This is a genomic window from Wolbachia endosymbiont of Madathamugadia hiepei, from assembly GCF_013366855.1.
Taxonomy (GTDB): Bacteria; Pseudomonadota; Alphaproteobacteria; order Rickettsiales; family Anaplasmataceae; genus Wolbachia.
In genome coordinates, this window is sequence record NZ_WQMP01000026.1 from 1 (window position 1) to 10,254 (window position 10,254).

12 protein-coding genes, 1 tRNA gene and 1 pseudogene are annotated in these 10,254 nt (G+C 36.7%); 8 read left to right on the top strand and 6 right to left on the bottom strand.

Translation table 11 applies throughout. The features are described from left to right. Positions 1–400: 400 nt before the first annotated feature. Positions 401–700 carry an NADH dehydrogenase ubiquinone Fe-S protein 4 gene (locus tag GO685_RS01615; RefSeq protein ID WP_175937281.1) on the bottom strand — a complete coding sequence of 100 codons (300 nt, stop codon included), beginning with the start codon at positions 698–700 and terminating at the stop codon, positions 401–403. A gap of 153 nt (positions 701–853) precedes the next feature. On the opposite strand from GO685_RS01615, the gene GO685_RS01620 reads away from it, so the two are divergent. From GO685_RS01620 to GO685_RS05850, 3 genes are all read left to right on the top strand, one after another. Then, positions 854–1,498 carry an alpha/beta hydrolase gene (locus GO685_RS01620; protein WP_175937282.1) on the top strand — a complete coding sequence of 215 codons (645 nt, stop codon included), beginning with the start codon at positions 854–856 and terminating at the stop codon, positions 1,496–1,498. A gap of 5 nt (positions 1,499–1,503) precedes the next feature. Then, positions 1,504–2,316, top strand: coding sequence for an SDR family oxidoreductase (locus GO685_RS01625; protein ID WP_175937283.1), 813 nt, complete (start codon positions 1,504–1,506; stop codon positions 2,314–2,316). 89 nt (positions 2,317–2,405) lie between these two features. Then, positions 2,406–2,540, top strand: a complete 135-nt coding sequence (locus GO685_RS05850) for a hypothetical protein (protein ID WP_410543290.1) — start codon at positions 2,406–2,408, stop codon at positions 2,538–2,540. A 120-nt stretch (positions 2,541–2,660) separates the two neighbouring features. Here GO685_RS05850 and GO685_RS01635 read toward each other — a convergent pair whose 3' ends face one another. Continuing rightward, positions 2,661–3,086, bottom strand: a complete 426-nt coding sequence (locus GO685_RS01635; protein WP_175937284.1) for a hypothetical protein — start codon at positions 3,084–3,086, stop codon at positions 2,661–2,663. Between the two features lie 147 nt (positions 3,087–3,233). Here GO685_RS01635 and truB point away from each other — a divergent pair, with 147 nt between their 5' ends. The 3 genes from truB to pnp are packed head-to-tail and all read left to right on the top strand — an operon-like array spanning position 3,234 to position 6,784. Continuing rightward, positions 3,234–4,217, top strand: a complete 984-nt coding sequence (gene truB / locus GO685_RS01640) for a tRNA pseudouridine(55) synthase TruB (protein ID WP_410543291.1) — start codon at positions 3,234–3,236, stop codon at positions 4,215–4,217. Between the two features lie 12 nt (positions 4,218–4,229). Further along, the gene (gene rpsO / locus GO685_RS01645) at positions 4,230–4,502 is read left to right on the top strand and encodes a 30S ribosomal protein S15 (RefSeq protein ID WP_175937286.1); all 273 of its coding nucleotides are present in this window, start codon (positions 4,230–4,232) and stop codon (positions 4,500–4,502) included. Positions 4,503–4,516: 14 nt separating this feature from the next. Further along, positions 4,517–6,784: a polyribonucleotide nucleotidyltransferase gene (gene pnp / locus GO685_RS01650; protein ID WP_175937287.1), complete on the top strand. Its 2,268-nt coding sequence runs from the start codon at positions 4,517–4,519 to the stop codon at positions 6,782–6,784. Between the two features lie 94 nt (positions 6,785–6,878). Here pnp and rpe read toward each other — a convergent pair whose 3' ends face one another. Then, on the bottom strand, positions 6,879–7,706 hold the full coding sequence (gene rpe / locus GO685_RS01655) for a ribulose-phosphate 3-epimerase (RefSeq protein ID WP_175937288.1): 828 nt from the start codon (positions 7,704–7,706) through the stop codon (positions 6,879–6,881). A gap of 29 nt (positions 7,707–7,735) precedes the next feature. Between rpe and GO685_RS01660 the strand changes: the two genes are divergently transcribed. Next, a tRNA-Arg gene (locus GO685_RS01660) sits at positions 7,736–7,812 on the top strand. Between the two features lie 101 nt (positions 7,813–7,913). Here the strand turns inward: GO685_RS01660 and GO685_RS01665 are convergent. Together GO685_RS01665 and GO685_RS01670 are read right to left on the bottom strand one after the other, a co-directional pair. Further along, complete coding sequence (locus tag GO685_RS01665) at positions 7,914–8,423, bottom strand: RDD family protein (RefSeq protein WP_175937289.1); 510 nt, start codon at positions 8,421–8,423, stop codon at positions 7,914–7,916. Next, positions 8,423–9,061: an HAD family hydrolase gene (locus tag GO685_RS01670; protein ID WP_175937290.1), complete on the bottom strand. Its 639-nt coding sequence runs from the start codon at positions 9,059–9,061 to the stop codon at positions 8,423–8,425. The genes GO685_RS01665 and GO685_RS01670 overlap by 1 nt, the downstream gene beginning before the upstream one ends. Before the next feature lie 170 nt (positions 9,062–9,231). On the opposite strand from GO685_RS01670, the gene GO685_RS01675 reads away from it, so the two are divergent. Continuing rightward, positions 9,232–10,038, top strand: coding sequence for a hypothetical protein (locus GO685_RS01675; protein WP_175937291.1), 807 nt, complete (start codon positions 9,232–9,234; stop codon positions 10,036–10,038). A gap of 115 nt (positions 10,039–10,153) precedes the next feature. Here the strand turns inward: GO685_RS01675 and GO685_RS01680 are convergent. Continuing rightward, positions 10,154–10,254: pseudogene (locus GO685_RS01680) on the bottom strand (IS982 family transposase); the annotation flags it as partial.

Sequence of the window (10,254 nt, forward strand, 5' to 3'; positions counted from 1 at the left end):
AAATGTAAACAACCAAAACTGTAAACGTTAAGAAATTTACTAAGCAGGAAAAAAGGTAAAAGAAACCCAGAGCAGCTAGTATTCAAATTCTCCCTTGTCTATTTGACGTTCTATACTGTCTTAAACAACTCATAAGTGCGTTTCAGCTTGAAAACCAGAAGTTTTAAAAAGACGTAAGGTGCACATAGTGCAAAAATTTAAACATGAGATGCCAAATACCCTAAGTTTTTTGTCATTAACCTTCGCAGATTGCGAAGATAAACAAATAGCTTGAGTATCATTATAAGGGAATCGGAGAAATTTGTCAAGTAGTTTTTTGACTCTGTTTCTATGAACTACTTGAATGATACAGTTTTCTTATAGTAGGAGCATCTGTGAAGCCTATGTTCTACAACAGAACTTACTTAGGTATGAAATTACTCGCGTAAGACTTTGGGCGTCTCTTAATGTCTTTTGGCATTTCAATTACATATTTAGCATTGCGTTTTTTTGCGTAGAATACTGCTTTTTCAAGGGAATCAAACTTTAATACAATCTGTTTTTTGGGGTTTTTTGAGCCAACCCATCCCATCAGAGGTTCAATATAGTAAGGATCAGGTTCAGTTCTTAGGTGCCAAAAGTGAGTATTACCTAAGCCTGATTGTGTTGCAGTTCTTGTTGGTTTGTAAATCTTAAAAACTACTCTATCATCAATGCTCATGGCTTTTGCTAAATAAACTAAAATATATACCTAAATAAATCCCTGCACAAACAATTAACGTGGGCTCCTTTTCTCTTTAATAATGGAACAATATAGTTTTTACAAATCTGAAAATCAGTGTTAAATAAAGGTATAAACACAAAAAGAAAAGAAATGATTGAACTTAAAGGTCCAGAAATTTGTGCGAGTGGAAATAAGAAAAATTTAATTGTTTGCTTACACGGCTGGGGATCAAGCGGTGATAACTTTGTTCATCTTGCTAAAGTTATGGGCAAATCTTTATCTGATTCTTGTTTTATAGCACCAAGTGCTCCATTTGAAAGGGAAAGAGGTGATGGTTATCAATGGTTCAGCTTAGAAGATCGCAGTAAAGAGGCGCTATATAATGGAGTAAAAAGTGCTACATCGATAGTAAATCATTTTATTGATACGAAGTTAAAAGAGCTTAGCTTAAATGATGCACAGCTTTCTTTGATTGGGTTTTCCCAAGGGGCAATGCTTGCAATACACACAGCTCTTACCCGCTCCCAGTCTTGTGCATCGGTTGTTGCATATTCTGGTAGGTTTCTTTCGCCTTCAAAAGTTGCACCAGAGATCAAATCAAAGCCCAACATGTGCATTATCCATGGTGATGCTGATGATGTAGTACCTTTTTCTTCTCTTGATTTGGCAGTTAAAGCTCTAAAGGAAAATGGAATAAATGTTGAGGGGCACCCAATTCATGCATTGGGCCACATTATCAATGAAGAAGGAATAAGATTGGGTGTAGAATTTATTAAGAAAAATTTCAAAAACTAATTTCCATGCACTTGTTTTGCTTCGGTTATGGATATGTAGCTAGGTTTCTATCGAAAAAGTTGCTGAATTTAGGTTGTAAAGTTAGCGGCACTTCAAGAAATCAAGGTATACGAAGCGTTAGTCTCTTTAATTACAATGAAGTGGGCAAAGATACATTTCAAGACGTAACACATATTTTAATTTCCATCCCGCCAGATGGTGATGATGTGCTGGAGAGATATGGCCATTACTTTCAAAATGTCAAATGGCTTGGTTATCTATCTGCAACTAGTGTCTATGGCGACCACGCTGGTAATTGGGTTACAGAAGAATCTGAAACAAAACCTGCAGAACACAGAGGAGAAAATCGCCTTAGATCCGAAAAGAAATGGCTAAATAGCAATTTACCTGTTCATGTTTTTCGCTTGGCTGGAATATACGGTCCCGGTAGAAACGTATTAGTTGATTTGCAACTCAGTAAAGCAAGAAATGTGCGAAAAGAAGGACATTTTTTTTCTCGTATTCATGTTGAAGATATATCGAATATTTTATTTTCTTCCATGCAAAACATAAAACCCGGTGAAATATACAATTGTGCAGACGACTTGCCCGCTACACAATCTGAAGTGGTAGTATACGCGGCCAAACTTCTGAATGTTAGTGCTCCAGAGCCAGTGGAGGTTTCTTCCTTGCCTGACTGCACACAGAGTTTTTATTTAGGATCAAAAAAAGTAAGCAACGTTAAAGTTAAAAGAGATCTTGGCATCTCTTTAGTTTATCCTAACTATAAGGTAGGGCTAGGGAGCTTATACGCTGAAGAGCTGAAGTCACATATTTAAAGATCATATCTATTCAGAGGTATGGTGAATATTGAAGCAAAAGTGGTGTCATGTAAGTAGCTGACACATGGTTGTACGAATATCGCAATTTGAGCCTACCAGGAGGATGTCATCCCAGTGTCTGGACACTGGGATCCAGCAAAACTGATCATAAACAAGAGCACTATACAGCATTTTCAATGAGACTACCAAAAACTGGATGCCAGTGTCAGCTACTTGCATGACAGGAAAAGGAGCTACTTGGATGACATCTTTCAAAAAAAGCAGAAGCGATAGATTTTGATGAGGATATAGTTGAGGCAAAGGAAAGAGGTAGAAATGATCTACCTCTGATTATTCTTAGCTTAACCTCTGGCTCCAAGTATACTTTGCTGTGGCGTTCCACCAAGTATACCTTGCAAACTTTTAATCTGTTCTGGATTGTTTTTCAATTTATCAAGGAATGTTGAAACAACTTCACTCTTGCCAACCATGTCATCTTTAGCTACAGCACTTATTTCCTCATTCTTATGCATTTGCTGATATGAAGAATAAGCTGCTGCGGTAAAGTATACAGCGGCAACGAATAAAGCTGCAATTCCAACAGGGTTAGCAACAGATGCTAAAAATGCAGGCCCAGCAATTGCACCAGTAGCAACGAGTATTGTTGTTATTGCTGCTGTTAAAGATGCAACTGTAACTGTACCTTCGATACCTATTTTTGTGATATGTGCAGCGTTTTCGCATGCCCATATGCTTGGTGTGTTTTGATTTTTTTCGTCGTTTGGCATAATAACCTCTTAAAATATGAATAATAAAAAATTAAGTATATATTAATAACACATGTTAGTCAAGCCTTTTTTTATAATAATTTAACAAAATAAGTATATTCTGAGTTACTTCCTAAATTGCTACTAATCATGTACAGTTAATATATGATACATGGTTGGCTGAATCTCGACAAATCGATAGGAATTAGTTCTGCACAAGCTGTAGCCCAAGTTAAAAAGATTTTTGGAATTAAAAAAGCTGGTCATTTGGGAACCCTTGACCCCTTAGCTTCAGGTGTGTTGCCAATTGCCCTTGGTGAAGCGACAAAAACTATACCATACTTATTTTGCGATTCAAAGGCATACAATTTCACAATAAAATGGGGAGAGCAAAAAACCACAGACGACTTAGATGGTGATACCATTAAAGCTAGCAACATAAAACCTGAGTATAACCAAATAAACTGCGCGATCAAGAACTTTGTTGGCGAGATAGCACAAACTCCTCCTCAATTCTCAGCAATAAAAATCAACGGGACAAGGGCGTATAAATTAGCAAGAAGCGGGCAAAAAGCGAATATAAAGCCCCGCTTAGTGCGAATATATGAACTGAAATTGATCTCTGCTGACACCATAAATAACAGTGCTGATTTTTCTATGCTGTGCGGTAGTGGCGTGTATGTGAGGTCAATTGCAAGAGATCTTGGAATTGCATTAAATTGCTTTGGACATATCACCCAATTAAGAAGGACCATGGTAGGCAGTTTTAGAGAAACTGAATCAGTGACAATTGAACAGCTTGTTGAAAAAATTCGCTTTTCGGTGTCATTCCAGCGTGTGACGCTGGAATCCAGAAAAAAAGAAGAATGGATCCCAGTGTCAAGCACTGGGATGACAGAAGGTGATGGGGTAATAGAGAGTAATGCAAAAAGTTTTATTATCCCCATCGCGTCAGCTTTAAAATCAATGTTCAAGGTTGAAATTTCCGCAGAGGAAGCGGAGAAAATCAGAAAAGGTCAGGAAATCGTATTAAATAACTTGCGCAATTTAAAGAATTATGATATTTTTTGTACGATAGTGGGTAATTTACCCGTTGCAATCTGCAGTTTTACTTATGGTTGTGTAAAACCTATTCGTGTTTTTAATATTTGAAATGAGGTTTAGATGTCAATAACATCAGAAAAGAAAAAGAATTTAATAAATGTATATGCTATTAAAGAAAATGACACAGGTTCATCTTTTGTACAATGTGCTATTTTAACCGAAAGGATCAGTAACTTAACTGAGCACTTTAAAGTGCACAAGCATGACCATCACTCTAAGCGTGGTTTACTTATATTAATAGGTAGAAGACGCAAACATTTAAATTATATAAGGCGTAAGTTTGGTAATCAGGTCTATCAGGAGTTAATAGAGAAGTTAGGCATTAGAAAATAATCGAGGAATTTTGTATGTTTGAAATTATAAAAAAATCTATAGACTGGGGTGGGCGTACCTTATCTTTAGAAACTGGAAAAATAGCACGTCAAGCTGATGGTTCAGTCGTTGTAAATTACGGGGATACTTCCATTTTAGTAACTGTTGTACGTAAAAAGAAGGAAGAAAATGTTGATTTCCTGCCTCTAAATGTACAATTTATTGCAAAAAGCTATGCCATGGGCAAGATTCCCGGTGGCTTTTTTAAAAGAGAAGGTAAGCCATCTGATAGGGAAACTTTAATTTCAAGGGTAATAGATAGAAGCATAAGACCGCTATTCCCAGAAGGTTTTCACGATGAAGTCAGTGTGGCGTGCAATTTATTAACTTATGATACGATCAACCCTCCTGAAGTACCAGCATTGATTGGTACTGTTGCAGCCCTTGCAATTTCTGGTGTTCCTCTTTACTCTACCATAGCTGGAGCTTTGGTTGGTTGTGATGAAAATAGCAACTATGTACTCAACCCTTCTGTTCAAGAGATGAAAACAAGCAGCTTAGATCTGTTTTTATCTGGTGACGAGCATTCAATTTTGATGGTTGAATCAGAGGTAAAGGAGCTTTCTGAAGAAAATGTTCTAAGCGCAATAAAATTTGGTCATGAACACCTTCAACCCGTCATTAAGCTTATAAAAGAGTTTGCTAACGCAATTGGCAAGAAACCTGAGAGCTCCGCTCCTATTGATATGTCAGACATAATACAGGATCTTGAAAAGTACAGTAAAGATTTTGAAAATGCGTACTCACAAACAGTAAAACAACAGCGAGCTCAAACTTTAGAAGCGCTCAGAGGTGATATATTAAACACTCTTAAGAAAGCTGGAAAAGATGAGAAATTAATTACATATGCAATAAAAAGCTTTGAAAGATCCTTAGCGCGCGAGATAATTAAAAAGAAAGGTATGAGGATAGACGGTCGTAAGCACGATGAAATACGTCAGATAGAGGTTGAAGTTGACATTTTATCTAGAACACATGGTTCTGCATTATTTACAAGAGGTAGTACTCAAGCACTGGTTGTTACTGCTCTCGGTACTACTCAAGACGAGCAAATTGTAGACGACATTGAAGGTGATAGACGTGAACATTTCATGTTGCATTACAATTTTCCTTCATTTGCTGTTGGAGAGGCTTCTGCTATACGTGCACCAGGAAGAAGAGAAATAGGTCATGGTAAACTTGCTTGGAAAGCAATTCATCCTGTTTTACCTGATAAATCCGAATTTCCTTACACAATAAGAGTAGTATCCGAAATTATGGAATCAGATGGTTCTTCTTCTATGGCAACAGTTTGTGGAACTTCCCTTGCCTTAATGGATACAGGCGTGCCGATAAGGGCTCCCGTTGCTGGAATTGCTATGGGCCTCATCAAAGATAAAGATGAGTATACAATACTTTCCGATATCCTGAGTGATGAAGATTATCTTGGCGATATGGACTTTAAAGTAGCAGGAACTAGTGAAGGAATTACGGCACTGCAAATGGATATGAAAATTTCTGGTATAAGCTTTGAAATTGTTGAAAAATCTTTGGAGCAAGCAAAAGCTGGAAGGTTACATATCTTAGAAAAAATGAATGCAGTGATTTCAGAACATAGCGATGACGTGAAAAGCCATGCACCAAGAATGGTATCATTTTACATAGATAAAGATAAAATTTCTGCGGCTATTGGTGCTAAAGGAAAAAATATACGCAGTGTATGTGAAAGAAGTAATGCAAAAATTGAGATAGGGGATGACGGCAAAGTTTCTGTGTTTGCCATGAGTAGCACTGAAGCTGAAATTGCAAAAAATATGTTGATTGATTCAATAACAGAACTAGAGCAAGGTGCAATAGTTGATGCCAAAGTTATCAAAATAGACAAGTCTATTGTAGAGCTTGAACTTCTCAATGGAAGAAAAGGAAAAATACACATAAGTGAAGTGGCTAATCAGCATATAGATTCTATTGAGGATATACTTAAACAGGGCGATGTTTTCAAAGCGCTGGTAATTGATTTTGAAAAAGGTGGATGTCCGAAATTGTCAAGGCGTCGCGTTGATCAAGAGACAGGTGAATTTTTTGAAGGCGAGCTCTATAATGAAGAAAAGAAAGATGGTTCAAGTGATAGAGATTATTATAATAGTTCATTCAATAGAAAACCTGGGCATTGTAAGAGACCTACTCGTCCTCGTTCTGGGTTCAGTAACAGGAGTAACAGACAACAATTTGGTAGTGATGATTCATCATCGAGCTTTTATTGAGAGTAGATTTCTTGTATTACCTCCTTTATCTCAGTACCCAGGTACTGGGATGATATCGGTTGTTGATTTGTCTCTCAACTAGAGATTCAGGCAGCTATAGCAACAGGTTTTTAAGGTCGTTCACAGCTTTCTTCATATTTTCAGCTCTAAATATTGCTGACCCAGCGACCAAGATATCTGCACCTGCTTTTATTATATCGGCTGTGTTTAGGGTGCTCACTCCACCATCTACTGAAATTTGCGTTTTAAGATTACGCTCTTGTATCATTTTCTTCACAACGGATATCTTGTGTAGCTGCGAATGGATAAACTCCTGCCCTCCGAATCCGGGGTTGACTGTCATAATCAGCACAATATCTAGTTCATGTATTATATACTCAAGCACATTTGGAGAAGTTGAAGGAACGATTGAAACTCCAACTTGAATTGTTTTTTTTGTATCGTTTACGTTTTTGTATGACTTTATTTTTTTTACCAGTCTCTCAAGGTGTATCTCTGCTTCTGCATGTATAGTGATAATATCAGCACCAGCATTTATAAAGCTTTCAATATGGTTACCAGGAGATTTAACCATTAAGTGTACATCAAAAGGAAGATTGCTATACTTACGTATTGCAGAAACAACACCCGAACCAATTGTAATATTCGGAACGAAGTTTCCATCCATAACGTCTATATGTATATAATCTACGCCTAAATCGCTAATTTTTCTTACTTCTTCCCCTAATTTTGCAAAGTCTGCTGAAAGTATAGAAGGTGCAATTTTAATATCCATGGGCTGTCTTCTTACTAAAAGATAAAAATAACTTACTTTTAAAACTCTGTCACCTTGACCACAAAATACAGAAAAAGTTGCATCCATGCTGGGATGATAAGGTCTTGCAAGATAAACATCGTATTTACTGAAATACCTTGACTTCATGCGCGTTAAGAAGCATTTTGTATACGTTGGTGCCCGTAGCTCAGCTGGATAGAGCAACAGCCTTCTAAGTTGTGGGTCGTAGGTTCGAATCCTACCGGGCACACCACACATGTAGCGCACTACCCTGTGTTTTTACTTTGTCATGTAACTTCCAAGCATTTCTCCTGAAAATTTCTTACCATAAATTGGGTATGCAAAAGATTTAATCTATTTGATAGTTCCTTTCACAACAATCGTATCAAATAGCATATCGTGATATGTCTGTTTTTTCTGAGAGAAGCAAGCAACCAAATACCAGCAGAGGAAAAGCAGCTGCTCTATAACTACTACCATAACTACTACCAATATGTTGAAAACGCTTACTAACGCATCTTGTTCTTGAAAAAGCCCGACAAGGATAAGTATTACGTTTTTCAATAGATAAAGAAAAAACTGAGAGATGCTTCTATCAAATGCTAAACTCAAGTCTATTTTAGAACCGTCTAGGCTTATGGTATGTATGTTCATTAACTGCTGACCGGGAGTTGCCTGAACTGCTGAAGATATAAAATATGTGAAGTAACTGCAATTTACACACATATATGATAGATCTAAAATTAACGGAAAATTCTTTAACAATAGTATTATTAATAAGTTTAGAATTAGTAAAATTGCTACATCTATTAAATATGCACAAAAGCGCCTTTTGATACTGGCAATTTCCATAACAGCAGTCATTACCTATCTTTTAAATATTTTATTATAAAATCTGTAAGTTTATCAAAATGTTGAAAACATAACAAATCTTCGTATCCACTTATTGATTGGCCGTATACAATTGGTAAACAATTGGCGTTTTTTGCACATAAAATATCTGTGATACTGTCACCAATGAAAAACACATTTTCTTTATTTATAGGCAACGTACTCTCTCCTAGTGCAAATAGCAGTGGGGTTGCAGATGGTTTATCTTCTGCAGTATCGCATGAACCAACTACTCTCTCAAAGTAAGAGTCTAGCTTAAAATAGGCTACTTCTTCACGTAAATTAGTGTTTTTCTTATTACTTACTATTGCTAGATAGATATTATGGCTTTTCAACGTCTGCAGCATTTTCTCTACTCCTTGATTTAGAGTAATGTTTTGCAACAGTGCATTGTCTAAGTATTGTTGGTATATCTGATTCGCTTTTTTCCACTGATCGCCAAATAAATTGACCATGTAGATCTTTCTCGACTCATGGGAATTTCTATCAGCAGCTTTATTACTGTACCCCATTGAGTCTAAGGTATGCTTAATGGCATTAGAAATATTGTCTTGGGTGTCAACTAAGGTATTATCCCAGTCAAATACTACTGCTAATGGGCTGTTTTTCATTTCTACATTGTTACGTATTTTAGGTTAATAAGTAAATAACATTTTGATGAAAAAAATATAAATAGGACGCTCTTAATGATCACAAGAAACATTACTTATTGCAAGTTGTGTTAACCATTTCTACATAATGAGCTAACACACTGGTTTTATAAGCTTTATTAGGAGTAGGTATGACTGAAGTTAAAGATAAACCTCAAACAGGTGTCGAAAAAAAATTTAAAGATGTTTTTGGGCGTTCCCCAGGTCCTTTCCCAGAAGGATCTTCATTAGAAGATAAAGTAAAGACCATTGCTAAATTGAATCAGAAGCTTGAAAGTCGAAAGAGCCATGCAGCTGAAAAAGTACATCAAGATTTCGAAAGAATTGCTGAGCTTGACCGCCAATATAAAGGCAAGGGTATCTTCAGAAGTGAAAAAGTTGCAGGACCAAAAAGTGACAAAGAACTCCAAGACACCCCGGAAAAGCCTACAGCAGAAGGTAAAAACTTTGAGCAAAGTAGACAAAAAGAGACTTCTGTGCAAACAGACGCACAACTATCGTTGAATGCAGAGGCTCAGGCTCTGTCGGAATCTAAATCACAGGCTGTTGATTTCTCTTTGATGAGTAGAAGCCCTATAAGAGAGAAATACAGTGATAAAAAGCCTGGGTTGAATAAAGAAGATAATGTGCCTCAAGAAAATCAAAAAGAAGAAGGACTTTTCAGTCTTCTAAAGCGCTTTGTTAAGAAGGTACTAGAAAAACTTTTAGGTGAAGACGAAAAGAGTGTAGAGAATGCTTATAACATGAAAGGAGCTGCTCAGAGAGATACGTCAGATAACAAGGTGCAACAACAGGGCAAGCACTTCGATAACATTCTAGGTCAAGACCGAACCATAAGCAAGGGCTTAGAGCAAGTAGCAACACAACTTGAGAATTCTATGATAACTCCTTTCAATACTCCTGAAGTAGATAAAATAAACGCGGGTCATGAAAGATGATCCGCTTGACTTCAGTGGTTGGGAAAAGCATTTGACTATGCAATGCTGTATAGCTACAATTAGGCTTATTGCTTAACTTAAGCTAAAGGCAATTACTCTTGATGCTAACTATGGATTAGCCGACAAAGAAAGAGTTGGAAATGGAAGGTTTTTTGCGTTGTAAAGAATATGAAATAAGCGTAGAAAAGATGTGAACTAAAAAGTTAATAGGAGATC